This window comes from Solirubrobacter ginsenosidimutans (assembly GCF_027587205.1).
On sequence record NZ_JAPDOD010000080.1, the window covers coordinates 17,209 to 31,473 of the forward strand.

Sequence of the window (14,265 nt, forward strand, 5' to 3'; positions counted from 1 at the left end):
GCCTCACTCGTGACTCACACGGCGGAGCAACTCGTTGGGCGGCAAGCGGAGCTGCGCGCGCTGGAAGATGCGCTCGCGACCGGCACCGGAGCGGTCGAGATCGTCGGTGAGCCGGGGATCGGAAAGACGCGGTTGCTCGCCGAGCTCGAGACCCTCGCGGACGCCCGTGGCGCGCTCGTGCTCTCCGGCAGCGCGTCCGAGCTCGAGCGCGACCTGCCGTTCTGGGTCTTCGTCGATGCGCTCGACGAGTACGTGCGCAGCCTCCCGCCCGCGGTCCTGGAACCGCTCGACTCCGAACTGGGCCGCGTCCTCGGCCACGGCGCCGGCGGCATGGCCGACGAGCGCCACCGCGCGCACCAGGCCGTGCGCGAGCTGCTGGAGCTGCTCGGCGGCCGCCAGCCGCTGGTGCTGATGCTCGATGACCTCCATTGGGCCGACCCCGGCTCGCTCGAACTGCTCGGGACGCTGCTGCGCCGCCCGCCGCAGGCACGCGTGCTGCTGGCGCTCGCGGTGCGCCCACGGCAGGTGCCGGAGAAGCTGCTGCCCGCGCTGGAGCGAGCCCACCGCGCCGGCACCTTGACCCGCCTGGAACTCGGCGCGCTGAGCCGCGAGGACGCGGAGACCTTGCACGGCAGCGCCGCCGACACGGTCTATGAGGAGAGCGGCGGCAACCCGTTCTACCTGCAGCAGCTCGCCCGCTCGCTCGGGCGCACCGGCCACGTGCCGCGCGACGTCACGGCTGCGCTGTCGGAGGAGCTCGCACTGCTCAGCGACTCGGCCCGCCGGCTCCTGCAGGGCGCGGCCGTCGCAGGGGATCCGTTCGTGCCCGAGCTCGCCGCGGCGGCGGCCGAGGTCGACGAGCGAGAGGCGCTCGACTCGCTCGACGAGTTGCTCGCGGCTGACCTGATCCGCCCGACCGACGTCCCGCGCCGGTTCCGGTTCCGCCACCCGCTCGTGCGCCGCGCGGTCTACGACGCCGCCCCGGCAGGCTGGCGCCTCAGCGCGCACGAACGTGCCGCGCGCTCGCTGGCCGAGTCGGGCGCGAGCGCCGCCGCGCGAGCCCAGCACGTCGAGCGGTACGCCCGGCAAGGCGACATGGACGCCGTCGCGGCGCTGCAGGCCGCCGGCCTGGCCGCCGACCCGGCCGCGCCGGCGAGCGCCGCGCACTGGTTCGAGGCCGCGCTGCGCATGGTTGGAGCGGGTGACGCGCGGCTTGGGCTGCTGCTCCTTCACGCCCGCGCGCTGTCGCAGACCGGCGAGTACGCGGCAGCGCGCGACGAGCTCGTCGAGGCGCTGGCGCTCGCCCCGCCCGGGTTCCCGCTGAGAGGCCGGATGATCAGCGCCTGCGCGACGATGGACCGGCTGCTCGGGCGCCACACCCACGCGCGGGTCCGCGTCGAGCGGGCGCTCGACGCGCTGCCCGACCGCAGCGTGCCGGACGCGGTCTTCCTGATCATGGAGCTCGCCGCGGCCGCGTTCTTCGAGACGGACTTCGAGCGGATGTGGGAGTGGACCCGCAAGGGGCTCGCGATCGCGCGCGGCCTGGACGACCCGCCCGTCCTGGCCTCGATCACCGCGCTGGCCGCGAGCGCCGACGCGTTCGCGGGCATGATCGGCGACGCGCTGGAGCACTGCACCGAGGCCGCGGCGCTCTACGACGCGCTGCCCGACGAGGCGCTCGCGCAGCGGCTCGACGCGGGCGTCTTCCTGATGGGCGCCGAGCTGCACCTCGACCGGTTCGCCCGCGCGCGCGAGCACGGGATGCGTGCGGTCGAGGTGGGCCGCAAGACCGGCCAGGGCTTCCTGCTGCCCGCGCTCGTCCCCGCGCTCGGCGCCTGCAACGAGGTGCTCGGCCGGGTTACCGAGAGCGTCGACGTGATCGAGGGCGGCATCGAGGCCGCGCGGCTCTCGAACAACCCGCAGGCGCTGTCGCTCGCCCTGATGAACCGCTCGTCGACCGCGCACACGGCCGGCGAGGTCGAGCTCGCGATCGCCTGCGGCGAGGAATCGCTGCAGCTGGCGCAAGGCCTCGACAACCGCCTCGCCGAGGCCTTCGCGAGCTTCTCGCTCGGCCGCGCGCTGGTGACCGCGGGCGAACCGGCCCGCGCACTCGAGCTGCTGGTCGCGGGCGGCGGCGGCGAGGACCTGCCGCGCATGCCGAGCGCCTGGCGCTGCGGCGGCTTCGAGTTCTTCGCACTCGCCCACCTCGGGCTCGGACAGCACGATCAGGCGCGCCACGCCGCCGAGCGCTGCCTCCAGCACGCCGAGCAGGTCGGGCTCGTCTACGCCGCCGGGCAGGCCGCGCGGGCCGGCGCGGCGGTCGCGCTGGCCACCGGCGAGCCGGAGCCGTGCCGCGGAGCTCGCGCTCGCCGCCGCCACCCGCTTCGACGCCATCGAAGCGCCGATCCACGGCGCGAATGCCCGCATCCTCGCCGGCAGGGCGCTCGCCGTCACCGGCGATCGCGGCGGCGCGATCGCCCAGCTCGAGCGCGCCGCCGAGACGTTCGAGGCGTGCGAGGCGCCCAAGCGCCGCGACGAGGCCGAGCGCGAGCTGCGCAAGCTCGGCCGCACGGTCTACCGCCGCAGCGGCAGCAGCGGCCTCGACGCGCTCACGGCCCGCGAGCTCGAGATCGCCCGGTTGGTGGTCGACCGGCAGACGAACACGCAGATCGCCGCCGCGCTCTTCCTGTCCAAGAAGACGGTCGAGACGCACCTGCGCAACATCTTCGGCAAGGTCGGCGTCTCATCCCGCGTGGAGCTCGCCCGCGCGGTCGAGCGCAGCGACCGCGCGACCTGACAGGACGTCGATGATCGCCGCGTTGCGGGCGGTCATCGCCCGCGGTTCGAGGCCGACGACCTCCGCGATCTCGCGGTCCGGCGTGCCCGCCAGCCGCATCGCGAGGATCGCGCGATCGGTCCCGCCGAGCTGCGCCGCGGCGTGGCGCTGCAGGCGCGGCGTGATGATCGGCAGCCCCGTCTCGCCGCGGATCGCGGCCACCAGCTCCGCCGGGCTGCACGTCTTGTCCACCAGCGCGTGCGCACCCGCGAACGCGGCCGGGACGATCATCGCGAATCCGGCGTTGGCCAAGTGCAGCACCACCCGCGCCTGGGGCTGCCGCGCCCGCACCGCCAGGCACACCCGCAGGTCGTCGACCACGACGACGTCGGGATCGGCCCGATACAGCAGCGGCCAGAGCGCGCGACGATCGGCGGCAGCCCCGACCGGCACGACCCCGGAATGCTCGCGGAGGATCGCGTTGACGCCCGCGCAGGTCGCGGGGTGATGGTCGAGCACGACGACGCGGATCATGCGAACACCGCCTGGGGACGCAACACGCGCGGACGGGACGCGACCAGATAGCCGACGCCGGTGATCGCCAGGCCCGCGGCCACGTCGAAGACGTAGTGGTTCGCGGTCGCGACGGTGGAGAGCGCCACGAGCGGCCCCCAGCCCAGCGCGAGCGCCTTCTGCCAGCGCGACCGGAGTGCCGCCGCGACCGCCACGCCGAGCGCCATCGCGAACCCGCAGTGCAGGCTCGGCACCGCCGCGATCGGGTTGTAGAACAACGTCGAGTGACCCGCCAGCGCCACCGCCGACTGCTCCGACACCGCATCGGTCATCCCGATCCCCGCCAGCCGCGGCGGCGCGACCGGGAACAGCGCGTAGACCGGCAGCGAGAGCATCCACGTGACGATCACCGTGTCGCGCAGGCGCGGGTAGAGCGCCGGCGCCCAGCGGTACATCGCGACCAGCACGCCGGGCAGGACGACGATCTGGGCGGCCAGGTAGACGTGGCTGAGCAGGACCATCCAGACGCCGCCGAAGGCGTCCTGGACGGAGCGCTCGACCGACGCGCCGCCCTCGACGTCCAGCACCCAGCCGGCGTTCGCGATCGCGAGGTCCATGTCGCCGTTGGTCACGGCACGGCCCGCGTTGTAGAGCAGGTAGGCCGCCCCGAAGAGCAGCAGTTCGCGGCGCGCCTTCATGGCGTGAGCTCCGCGACGTCGCGGCGGAAGAACGCCGCCACGGTCCAGTCCGCGAGCACGCGAGCGCGGCGCGCGTAGAACGGCAGCGCCAGCAGGTGGTAGCCGCGGGCGGCGCTCCAGCCGAGGATCCCGCGCAGGCGCACCGCGCCGACGGTGGCGATGCCGTGCCGGCGGCCGAGCGTCGCCATCGAGCCCAGCGACTTGAAGGCGTAGGGCTTGACCCGCCCGCGCAGGTTGCGCGAGAGCCGCCGGGCCTGGCGCAGCGCGTGCTGGCAGGTCGGCGGGTCCAGCTCGCCCGAGGCCGCGTTGGGCACGGCGGCGATGTCGCCGAGCGCGTGCACGCCCTCGAGCCCTTCGACCCGGAAGTGCTCGTCGACCGGCACGCGCCCGCGGGCGTCGAGCGGCAAGCCGAGCTGCGCGGCGACCGGATTGGCCGACACGCCCGCGGTCCAGACCACGGTCTCGGTCTCGATCCGGCGGCCGTCGGAGAGCGTGACGCCGGCGCCGTCGATCGACACCAGCGCGGTGCTCGAGAGGATCTCGACGCCGCGTCGCGACAGGGTGCGCGCGGCGAAGCGCGCGAGGCTCTCGGGGACCTGGCCGAGGATCCGCGGGCCGTGGTCGACGAGCACCCACCGCGGCTGGACGCCCGCGAGCCGGGGGTGGCGCCGCAGCGCGCCCTCGGTCAGCTCCTGCAGCTCGGCGACCGCCTCGACGCCCGCGAAGCCGGCGCCGGCGAAGACGAACGTGAGCCGCCGCGCCGCGCTCGGCGGGTCGGCGTCGGCCAGCTCGAGCTGGCGCAGCACGTGGTTGCGCAGGCGGATCGCGTCGCCGATGTCCTTCAACCCGAGCGCGTGCTCGCGCAGCCCCGGGACGGCCGGCGTGCTGGTGATCGAGCCGAGCGCGATCACGAGCCGCTCGTAGCCGACGGTGAACGCGCCCGCCTCCGAGCTGACGTGCACGATCTTGCGGTCCGGCTCCAGCGCGACGGCGGCACCGAGCAGCAGGTCCGCGTGCGGGCACATCGCGCGCAGCGGCACGGTCACGTGGCGCGGCTCGATGCTCCCCGCCGCGGCCTCGGGCAGCAGCGGCGTGTAGAGCATGAAGTTCGCCGGGTTGACGATCGTCGCGCCCTGGCGGCCGAGGCCGCGGGCGACGTACGCGCCGGCGAACCCGCCGCCGAGCACGAGCGTGCCGCCGCGGGCGGTTCGGAATTCAGGATTCATGGAATGTCGACCTCGTCGACTCGTGTCGCAGTGGCGCGCTCGGCGAGGAAGAACGGCAGGAGCCCGAGCGCCTCTTCAGGGTCCGCGGCGTCGACCGTCCACCAGATCGCGTGCCCGCCGGAGAGGCACGAGGCCAGCGCCGCCTGATGGCGGAGCGGGCTCGCGTGCCCACGGAAGGCCGCGTACGCCACGCCGCAGTCGTGCGGCTCGTGGCGGTGGTGCAGGAGGAAGCGCGGCATGCATGGCAGAGTCCCGCGCGCACGCCTTTGATTCATCGGGGCGCCACCCTGATTGAGGACCCTGAGGGTCACTCGTAAGGGTCAAGAATGAGGGTTGCGCCCTGAAGTCGGGGTGCCTCGCCCTCGGCAATCTCGCTGCCAGCACCCCACCCCTGAAGGAGAGGCAATGGCAACGTATCTGTACAAGCTCGGGCGATGGTCGTATGACCGGCGCCGGCTCGTGGTCGCGCTCTGGCTGACCGTCCTGGTCGCCGTCGGCGCGTGCGCGGCGGCGTTCTCCGGCCAGACGAACAACAAGTTCGAGGTGCCGGGGACCGAGTCCCAGCAGGCGCAGCAGTTGCTCGAGCAGAAGTACCCGGCCGCGTCGGGCACCTACGCACGGGTCGTCTTCGCCGCTCCAGAGGGGCAGACCCTCAAAGACGCTGAGAACGCCAAGGCGATCGAGGCCACCATGGCCGAGGCCAAGCAGGCCGACGAGGTCTCCGGCACCAGCGAGGTGACGCTGTCCAAGGACGGCACGATCGGCTACGCCGACGTGATCTACCCGGTGCCCTCGGGTGAGATCGGCGAAGAGGCGCGCCAGGACCTGGCCGACATCGCCGCCACCGGCGAGGCCGCCGGCCTGCAGGTCGAGTTCTCCGGCGGGATCGCCGCCGAGGAGGGCCACCACGGGTCCGAGTCGCTCGGCATGTTCGTCGCGTTCTTCGTGCTGGCGATCACGCTCGGGTCGCTCCTGGCCGCCGGCATGCCGCTGATCACCGCCGCGTTCGGCGTCCTGATCGGCATCACCGGCCTGACCGCACTCTCCGGTGTGGTCGAGCTCTCCGAGACCGCCCCGATCCTCGCCACGATGCTCGGCCTCGCGGTCGGGATCGACTACGCGCTGTTCATCCTCGCGCGCCACAAGCAGAACCTCGGTGATGGCATGGACACGCGCGAGTCCGTCGCCCACGCCGTGGGTACGGCCGGCAGCGCCGTCGTGTTCGCCGGCTTGACGGTCGTGATCGCGCTCGTCGGCCTGACCGTCATCAACATCCCGTTCCTCACCGTCATGGGCCTGGCCGCCGCCGGCACCGTGTCGATCGCCGTGCTCGTCGCGATCACCCTGCTGCCCGCGATCTTCGGCTTCTCCGGGAAGCGGCTCGCGCGCGCCAACCGCCTGTTCGCTCCGCGCCGCAAGAAGCCGGGCACGCCGGTCAGCGCCCGCTGGGTCGGCTTCGTCACGCGTCACCCCGTCGCCGTCCTGCTCACCGGCCTGGTGCTGCTCGCCGGCGCCGCGATCCCCGCCACGCACATGAAGCTCGGCCTGCCGGACGGCTCCTCCGAGCCGACCACCTCGACCGAGCGCCGCTCCTACGACCTGCTCACCGAGGGCTTCGGCCCGGGCTTCAACGGCACGCTGACCGTCGTGGTCGACGCGCCGTCCGTCAAGCGCGAGCAGCAGGAGGAGTTCGGCAAGCAGGTCTCAGCCACGCTGCAGGACTTCCCGGGCGTCGCCGCTGTCTCCCCCGCGATGCCCAACGAGGCCGGCGACCTCTGGATCGTCCAGGTCACCCCGACCACCGGCCCCGCGTCGGACGAGACGCGCGACCTCGTGACCTCGCTGCGTGAGAAGGCCGACGAGCTGCCCAAGGACTCAGGCATCACAGCGTACGTGACCGGCCAGACCGCGGTCAACATCGACACCGCCGATCGCCTCACCGAGGCGCTGCCGACCTACATCATCGTCGTCGTCGGCCTGGCGCTGCTGCTGCTGATGGTCGTCTTCCGCTCGATCCTCGTCCCGCTCAAGGCCGCGGCCGGGTTCCTGCTCTCGATCGGCGCCTCGCTGGGCATCGTCGTGTGGATCTTCCAGGACGGCAATCTCAACGGGCTCTTCGACGTCGCCGCCAACGGCCCGATCACCTCGTTCCTGCCGATCCTGCTGATCGGGATCCTCTTCGGCCTGGCGATGGACTACGAGGTGTTCCTGGTCTCGCGCATGCGTGAGCAGTTCGTCCACACCGGCAACGCCCGCGAAGCGGTCAAGACCGGCTACGTCCAGAGCGGTCGCGTCGTGATCGCGGCGGCCACGATCATGTGCGTCGTCTTCGGCGCCTACGTCCTGGCCGACGACCCGATCACGAAGTCGATCGGCCTGTCACTCGCAGTGGGCGTCCTCGCCGACGCGTTCATCGTCCGCCTCACGCTGGTGCCCGCCGTGATGAGCCTGCTCGGCCGGCGCGCCTGGTGGATGCCCAAGCGCATGTCGCGCCTGGTGCCCAACCTCGACATCGAGGGGGAGAGCCTGGCCGCACACTAGAGCGACGAAAAACTTTCGGGCCGCGTGTCGATTTCGACCGCGGCCCGTTCGTCGTCGTTGTAGAACCGCAACCTACAACTCCCGAGGAGACGCGGAAATGGCCCGATTCATGCTGTTCATGTACCCCAACATCACCGACGACGAGTACGCCGAAGGCCCCTCGGTGGAAGCGGTTGAAGCGATGACCGCCTACAACGAGGCGCTGACGCAGGCCGGCGCGCTACTGGCGGCGGATGGGTTGCACGGTGAGGCCTCCCGCGTCTCCTCCTCCGGCGTCACCGACGGGCCGTTCAGCGAGGCCAAGGAGCTGGTCGGCGGCTACTGGATCATCCAGGCCAAGGACCGCGAGGAGGCCCTCGAGTGGGCCAAGCGCGTCCCGCAGGACGGCCGCTCGTTCGTCGAGGTCCGCCAGATCTTCGAGATGTCGGACTTCCCCGAGGACATCCAGGCCGCCGCCGAGCTGTCGGCCGAGCCGCCGGAGCAGACCAAGGCGTGACGGACCGGGCGGCGACGCAGCGGGCGATCGAGGCGGTCTGGCGGATCGAGTCGCCCCGCCTGATCGCCGCGCTCGCGCGGATGATGCGAGACGTCGGCGTGGCCGAGGATCTCGCGCAGGACGCGCTCGTCGCCGCCCTGGAGAAGTGGCCGCAGTCAGGCGTCCCGGACAACCCGGGCGCCTGGCTGATGACCGCGGCCAAGCACCGCGCGATCGACCTCATGCGGCGGTCGCGCAAGCGCGACGAGAAGCACGCCGAGTTCGGCTTCTTCATGGCGGTCGCGAGCTACGACGAGGTCGGCTCCGACGACCTGCTGTCGCTGATCTTCACCTGCTGCCACCCGGTGCTCTCCATGGAGGCGCGGGTGGCGTTGACGTTGCGGATGCTGGGCGGGCTCTCGACGCCCGAGATCGCCCGCGCGTTCCTCGTCCCCGAGACCACGATCGCGCAGCGGATCGTGCGGGCGAAGCGGGCACTCGCCGGCGTCGGGTTCGCGATCCCGGACGGGGACGCGCTGCCCGAGCGCATGGCGGGCGTGCTCGAGGTGATCTACCTGATCTTCAACGAGGGCTACGCCGCCACCGCCGGTCCGGACTGGATGCGGCCGGGTCTGTGCGAGGACGCGCTGCGCCTCGGCCGCGTGCTCTCGACGCTCGCGCCGCGCGACAGCGAGGTCTGGGGCCTGCTGGCGCTGATGGAGATCCAGGCGTCGCGGATGGCGGCGCGCGTCACACGTGCCGGCCGGCCGATCCTGCTGCTCGACCAGGACCGCTCGCGCTGGGACCGGCTGCTGATCCAGCGCGGGCTGCTCGCGTTGCGGCGTGCCGAAGGGCTCGGCCTCGGCGTCTACGGCCTGCAGGCCGCGATCGCCGCGTGCCACGCCCGCGCCGCTCGCGCGCAGGACACCGACTGGATCCGGATCGCGGCGCTGTACGAGACCCTCGCCCGCGTCTCCCCGTCGCCGGTCGTGGAGCTCAACCGCGCGGTCGCGCTCGGCATGGCGTTCGGCCCGCACGCCGGGCTCTCTCACCTCGACGGGCTCGAGAACGAGCTGGGCGGCTATCACCTGCTGCCGAGCGTGCGCGGCGACCTGCTGGCAAAGCTGGGCCGCACCGGCGAGGCGCGCGCGGAGTTCGAGCGGGCGGCGTCGCTGACCGCCAACGCCGCCGAGCGTGACCTCCTACTCGCCCGCGCCCGGGCGCTCGCCTGAGGTCTTGACGCGCAGCGTCCCGCCGACGCCGGAGGTGAGAATGCGCAGCCGCGGGGCATCGCCCACCGGGCCGGTGTCCGGAAGGTCGATCTCGCGGGTGCCGAAGGCGTCCGAGCCGTCGACGGAGACCTCGACGCCGCGAGGCACGAGGATCGTGATCGTGCCGAACACGTTGCGCACGCGCATCACCGTCTCGGCGCCGTGCAGGGTTGCGCGCCCGAGGTCGAGCTCGATCGTCCCGCACACCGACAGCACCTTCGAGGCGGGCGCGAGCTCCCACCGGCCGGAGCGCTGCAGGCGGGAGAACCACGCGCCGTGCTTGACGGGGAGGTCCGCCGCGCCCGTCGACGGCAGATCCGCGGTGACCGATTCGAGGTCCGCGAACGTGCGGGCGAGCTCGGCCCGCTCGACGCGGTCGGCGAACTCGTCGAGCGTCAGCCGGCCTTCGACCGTCGCGTCGCGCAGCGTGACGATGGCCTTGGAGCGATCGGCGTCTCCGGCGAGGGTCATGCGGGCAAGATAACCGCGTGATCGACGGCTACGCCGAGCTCGACACCGTCCGATTGCACTACGTGGAAGTGGGCGAGGGGCCGCTCGTGGTGCTCCTGCACGGCTTCCCGGAGTTCTGGTACGGCTGGCGGCACCAGCTCGAGCCGCTCGCGGCCGCGGGCTTTCGCGTCGTCGCGCCCGACCTGCGCGGGTACAACCGCTCGTCGAAGCCGGTGGGGCGGGCGGCGTACCGGCTCGACGCGCTGGCGGGCGACGTCCGGCAGCTGATCGAGGAGCGCGGGGAGGCGCGCGCGTGCGTCGCCGGCCACGACTGGGGCGGCGCGGTGGCGTGGGCGCTCGCGATGGCGCACCCCGAGGTCGTGCGCCGGCTCGCGATCCTCAACGCGCCCCACCCGCGGCGCTTCAGGCAGGCCGTGGTGCGCCCGCGCCAGGCCGCGCGCTCCTGGTACATGGGTCTCTTCCAGCTCCCATGGCTGCCGGAGTTCCTCGGGCCGCGGGTCTTCCCGTTCAAGGACGACCCGCGGTACCGCGAGGCGTGGGCGCAGCCGGGGGCGCTGACGGCGATGTTCAACTACTACCGGGCGATCCCGCCGCGAACGCGGATCGCGCCCGTTTCGGCCCCCACGCTGGTGATCTGGGGGCGCCACGACGCGTATCTGACGCTCGACGTCGCCGAACCGCTCCGTTCAGACGTGCCCGAACTCGACCGGGTCGTTGTGTTGAACACGTCACATTGGGTCCAACATGAGGCGCCCGAGGAGGTCTCGCGCTTGCTCGCGGAGTTCTTCGCGCTACCCTGAGTGATGTCAGATAGCGAGGGCAAACGGAGGGCTGAGACCTTCTTAGCTTCACCGAACGTCCCCCTGCCACACACGCCTGATCTTCTGATGGCCGAGGCCCGCCTAGATGCGGGTCTCCGCGTTTAACGGGCCAATGCGGGCAGCGCCGCCACTCGCGGGCGCCTGGCGAGCGCCAGCAGGACGAGTCCGGCGACGGCCCACGCGGCGAGGACGACGACGTGCCCGCCGGCCGCGGCGCCGTCGAAGTAGCCCGTGCTGCGCAGCAGGTTCCCGCCGGCACCGGGCGGGAGCAACTGGCCGAGCGAGCCCGCGCCGGCCGGCAGCAATTCCGGTGACGTGGCCGCGCCGGAGAACGGATTGCCGACGAAGATCATCGTGAGTGCGCCCGCGAGCAGGCCGGCCTTGCCGAACAGCGCCTCCAGACCGTTGACGCACGCGGCGACGGCGAACACGGTCAGGCTCAGTGCCGCGGCGTTCGCCCACCAGTCGCCGGCCACGACGCCGAGCCAGGTCTGGATGATCAGCGTCGCCGCGAGCCCGGTCCCGACCGAGCCGGCGACCAGCAGCGCCGTGCGGCGCCAGAAGCCCGCGGCGAGCACCGCGCCGCAGATCCCGGTCAGGACGCCGCCGAGCACGAGCGGGAGCACCGAAGCGCCGAGCGCGTTGCCGGCCTTGGGCGCCGCGACGACGTCCTCGACGGGCCGGCCGTCGGCGGCGTGGGTGAGCAGTTGGGCGACGGCGGGCGAGGCGGCGGAGGCCACGAGCACCTTCGCGCCGGCCAGGGCGCCGTAGATCTCGCGCGCCTCGATCGCATCGCGCGCCGCGGCCTCGGTGGCGTAGCGGTGGACGTCGAACGCGCCCGTGGGCACGGGCTGGTGCCCGACCACGCCGACGGGCAGGTCGCGCGGGCCGATGCGCGCGGCCGGCCAGGCGAAGAGGGTGAGGACGAGGGCGGCGATCAGCGGGACGACGAGGATCGCCGCGGGCGGGGGCTTGTGGGTCGTGTGCATGGCGTGCAGCGTCCCGTCGTCAGGGCGCGCGGTCATCCGGGGCAGACCCTGGTCGCGCTCCCTGAGCTGGGTTAGGCTGGGCTCAGCGATGCCTCATATCGTTGAGCCGCTGGTGGGGCGCGGTGCCGAGGTCGAGGCGCTCGAGACGGCGCTGGTCGAGGCTCGGCGCGGCTTCGTCGCCGTCGAGGTCGTGGGCGAGCCTGGAATGGGCAAGACGCGGTTGCTGGCCGAGCTCGACGCGCGCGCGGACGCGCACGGCTGCCTCGTCCTCGCCGGCAGCGCTTCCGAGCTCGAGCGCGATCTGCCCTTCGGCGTGTTCGTGGACGCCCTCGACGAGTACTTGCGCGGGCTCGACCCACGCCGCCTGACCGGACTCGACGACGTCACCCGCTCCGAGCTCGTGCACATCTTCCCGGGGCTCGACGGGGAGGCCGGCAGCGACGAGCGCTTCCGGCTGCACCGCGCCGCCCGCGCGCTGCTCGAGGAGCTCGCGGGCCCGAAGCCGCTGGTGCTGATCCTCGACGACCTGCACTGGGCGGATTCCGGCTCGCTCGAGCTGCTGGGCGCGTTGCTGCGCCGCCCGCCGGCCGCACCGCTGCTGCTCGCGCTCGCCGTGCGCCCGCGCCAGGTGCCCGAGCGGCTCGTCCCCGCGCTCGAGCGCGCACAGCGGGTCGAGCTGGCCGAGCTCAGCGCCGCCGAGGCGCGCGAGCTGGTCGGCGAGGACGCCGACACGCTGTACCCGACCGCCGGCGGCAATCCCTTCTACCTGCAGCAGCTCGCGCGCGCTCCGCACCGGCTCGCGGCGGGGCCTGCGGTGCCGCTGTCCGGCGTCGAGGTCCCGCGCGCGGTCGCGGCCGCCTTCGCGGGCGAGATCGCCCAGCTGTCCGACTGCGCGCGGCAGGTGCTCGCGGGCGCCGCGATCGCGGGCGACCCGTTCGAGCCGGAGCTGGCCGCGATCGCCGCCGGCGTCTCGGAATGGGACGCGATCGGCGCGCTCGACGAACTGCTGCAAAGCGACCTCGTCCGCCACACCGACGTCCCGCGCCGGTTCCGCTTCCGGCACCCGCTCGTCCGCTCTGCCGTCTACGCGACCGCGCTCGGCGGCTGGCGGCTCGTCGCCCATGAGCGCTGCGCGCGGGCGTTGGAGGAGCGGGGCGCGAGCGCGCTCGAGCGCGCGCACCACGTCGAGCGCTCCGCCCGCCGCGGCGACGCCGCCGCCGTGGCCGTCCTGCGCGAGGCGGGTGCCGCCGCCGCGACCCGCGCTCCGGCCTCGGCGGCGCGCCTCTACGAGGCGGCCGCGCGGCTGCTCGGCCCGGCCGCGCCCGAGCGCGCGCAGGTCCTCGCCGCGCTCGGGCAGGCACACATGGCCGCGGGCGAGTGGCAACTCGCCTACGACGCGGTCCGGGAGTGTCTCGCCGCCGGTCCGCCCAACGTTCCCATGACCGCCGCGGCGGCGGCGCTGGAGCACATGCTCGGCCGCCATCAGGACGCCCACGCGCGCCTGCAGGCCGCGCTCGCCGATCTGCCCGCCGACGCGACACGCGAGGCGGTGCTCCTGATGCTCGAGATCGGCCGCGACGGCTTCTACCGCATGGACTACGGCGCGATGCGCGAGTGGGCGGCACGCGCGCTGGACGCGGCCCGTGCCCTGGGCGACCGCCCGCTGATCGCGGCCGCGGCGGGCGAGCTCGCCCTCGCCGGCGTGTGCGGCGGCACGATCGCGGAGGCGGAGGCAGCGGCCGCCGAGGGCGCCGCGATGCTCGAGGGGATGGCCGACGAGGCGGTCGTCGGCCACCTCGATCTCGCGGTCAACGGGCTCGCGGGCTCGGAGGTCCTGCTCGACCACTACGAACGCGGCGGGGAGCGGGCCGAATGGGCGCTCGGCGTCGCCGAAGCCACCGGCCAGGGCCAGGTGCTGCCGCTGCTGTTCTGGACCGGCACCATCCGGACCATGCGCGGGCGCCTGCGCGAGGCGGCCGACATCCTCGACACCGCGATCGAGATCGCCCGCGTGGCCGGGCACGAACAGGGCACGGTCTGGAACCTCTTCGCGCGCTCGTTCACGGCCACCGCGGCGGGCGAGAACGCCCTCGCGCTCACGCTCGCGCGCGAGGCCGCGGCCACGTTGCGCGGCATGCAGCGCAGCTTCCCGTCCACGGGCGCGGGTCACGCGCTGGCCGCGGCGCTGCTGGCCGACGACGATGCCGCGGGCGCGCTGCACGCGCTGCTGCAGGCGGGCGGGGACGAGACGCTGGCGCAGATCCCCGCCGCGTGGCGGGCGGGCGCGCTCGAGCTGCAGACGCGCATCCTGCTCGCCCTGGACCGCGGCGAGGACGCGACGGCGGTCGCCGCCCACGCGCAGGCGCTCGCCGAGGAGCTCGGCCTGCGCTCCGCGGGGGCCTTCGCGGACCGCGCCGCGGCCGCGATCGCGCTGGCGGGCGGCCAGCGCGGACGCCTGGCCCAGGGCGCCCTCGCGGGCGGGAG

Annotated in this window: 12 protein-coding genes and 1 pseudogene; 7 read left to right on the top strand and 6 right to left on the bottom strand. The window is 73.7% G+C overall.

The genetic code is table 11. The features are described from left to right. Window positions 1-9: 9 nt before the first annotated feature. Together OM076_RS41855 and OM076_RS41860 are read left to right on the top strand one after the other, a co-directional pair. Window positions 10-489: pseudogene (locus tag OM076_RS41855) on the top strand (ATP-binding protein); the annotation flags it as partial. 2,152 nt (window positions 490-2,641) lie between these two features. Beyond that, complete coding sequence (locus OM076_RS41860) at window positions 2,642-2,797, top strand: response regulator transcription factor (protein ID WP_270046173.1); 156 nt, start codon at window positions 2,642-2,644, stop codon at window positions 2,795-2,797. On the opposite strand, the gene OM076_RS41865 is transcribed toward OM076_RS41860, so the two are convergent. The 4 genes from OM076_RS41865 to OM076_RS41880 are packed head-to-tail and all read right to left on the bottom strand — an operon-like array spanning window position 2,744 to window position 5,452. Next, entirely contained in the window at window positions 2,744-3,310 is a 567-nt protein-coding gene (locus tag OM076_RS41865; RefSeq protein ID WP_270046162.1) for a hypothetical protein, read from the bottom strand. The genes OM076_RS41860 and OM076_RS41865 overlap by 54 nt on opposite strands. Then, window positions 3,307-3,987, bottom strand: coding sequence for a phosphatase PAP2 family protein (locus OM076_RS41870; RefSeq protein ID WP_270046163.1), 681 nt, complete (start codon window positions 3,985-3,987; stop codon window positions 3,307-3,309). Before OM076_RS41870 ends, OM076_RS41865 begins: the two co-directional genes overlap by 4 nt. Beyond that, window positions 3,984-5,213, bottom strand: a complete 1,230-nt coding sequence (locus OM076_RS41875) for an NAD(P)/FAD-dependent oxidoreductase (protein WP_270046164.1) — start codon at window positions 5,211-5,213, stop codon at window positions 3,984-3,986. Before OM076_RS41875 ends, OM076_RS41870 begins: the two co-directional genes overlap by 4 nt. Continuing rightward, window positions 5,210-5,452 (bottom strand): hypothetical protein, encoded by a 243-nt coding sequence (locus tag OM076_RS41880; protein ID WP_270046165.1) that lies wholly within the window; start codon window positions 5,450-5,452, stop codon window positions 5,210-5,212. The genes OM076_RS41875 and OM076_RS41880 overlap by 4 nt, the downstream gene beginning before the upstream one ends. Before the next feature lie 166 nt (window positions 5,453-5,618). Between OM076_RS41880 and OM076_RS41885 the strand changes: the two genes are divergently transcribed. From OM076_RS41885 to OM076_RS41895, 3 genes are all read left to right on the top strand, one after another. Next, window positions 5,619-7,754: an MMPL family transporter gene (locus OM076_RS41885; protein WP_270046166.1), complete on the top strand. Its 2,136-nt coding sequence runs from the start codon at window positions 5,619-5,621 to the stop codon at window positions 7,752-7,754. Between the two features lie 97 nt (window positions 7,755-7,851). After that, the gene (locus tag OM076_RS41890) at window positions 7,852-8,250 is read left to right on the top strand and encodes a YciI family protein (protein WP_270046167.1); all 399 of its coding nucleotides are present in this window, start codon (window positions 7,852-7,854) and stop codon (window positions 8,248-8,250) included. Further along, complete coding sequence (locus OM076_RS41895; protein ID WP_270046168.1) at window positions 8,247-9,461, top strand: RNA polymerase sigma factor; 1,215 nt, start codon at window positions 8,247-8,249, stop codon at window positions 9,459-9,461. Before OM076_RS41890 ends, OM076_RS41895 begins: the two co-directional genes overlap by 4 nt. Here the strand turns inward: OM076_RS41895 and OM076_RS41900 are convergent. After that, complete coding sequence (locus tag OM076_RS41900; RefSeq protein WP_270046169.1) at window positions 9,432-9,971, bottom strand: DUF1707 SHOCT-like domain-containing protein; 540 nt, start codon at window positions 9,969-9,971, stop codon at window positions 9,432-9,434. The two genes, OM076_RS41895 and OM076_RS41900, sit on opposite strands and share 30 nt — an antisense overlap. Before the next feature lie 17 nt (window positions 9,972-9,988). Between OM076_RS41900 and OM076_RS41905 the strand changes: the two genes are divergently transcribed. Then, entirely contained in the window at window positions 9,989-10,771 is a 783-nt protein-coding gene (locus OM076_RS41905; protein WP_270046170.1) for an alpha/beta fold hydrolase, read from the top strand. 122 nt (window positions 10,772-10,893) lie between these two features. On the opposite strand, the gene OM076_RS41910 is transcribed toward OM076_RS41905, so the two are convergent. Further along, entirely contained in the window at window positions 10,894-11,817 is a 924-nt protein-coding gene (locus OM076_RS41910; protein ID WP_270046171.1) for a hypothetical protein, read from the bottom strand. A gap of 52 nt (window positions 11,818-11,869) precedes the next feature. On the opposite strand from OM076_RS41910, the gene OM076_RS41915 reads away from it, so the two are divergent. Continuing rightward, window positions 11,870-14,265: ATP-binding protein (locus OM076_RS41915; RefSeq protein ID WP_270046172.1), on the top strand; the 2,396-nt coding region annotated here is incomplete at its 3' end.

Bases quoted from the DNA above. Each gene is read 5' to 3' on its own strand.
- OM076_RS41910 (WP_270046171.1), bottom strand. From the start codon at position 11,817: ATGACCGCGCGCCCTGACGACGGGACGCTGCACGCCATGCACACGACC.
- OM076_RS41865 (WP_270046162.1), bottom strand. From the start codon at position 3,310: ATGATCCGCGTCGTCGTGCTCGACCATCACCCCGCGACCTGCGCGGGC.
- OM076_RS41870 (WP_270046163.1), bottom strand. From the start codon at position 3,987: ATGAAGGCGCGCCGCGAACTGCTGCTCTTCGGGGCGGCCTACCTGCTC.
- OM076_RS41900 (WP_270046169.1), bottom strand. From the start codon at position 9,971: ATGACCCTCGCCGGAGACGCCGATCGCTCCAAGGCCATCGTCACGCTG.
- OM076_RS41885 (WP_270046166.1), top strand. From the start codon at position 5,619: ATGGCAACGTATCTGTACAAGCTCGGGCGATGGTCGTATGACCGGCGC.
- OM076_RS41875 (WP_270046164.1), bottom strand. From the start codon at position 5,213: ATGAATCCTGAATTCCGAACCGCCCGCGGCGGCACGCTCGTGCTCGGC.
- OM076_RS41890 (WP_270046167.1), top strand. From the start codon at position 7,852: ATGGCCCGATTCATGCTGTTCATGTACCCCAACATCACCGACGACGAG.
- OM076_RS41880 (WP_270046165.1), bottom strand. From the start codon at position 5,452: ATGCCGCGCTTCCTCCTGCACCACCGCCACGAGCCGCACGACTGCGGC.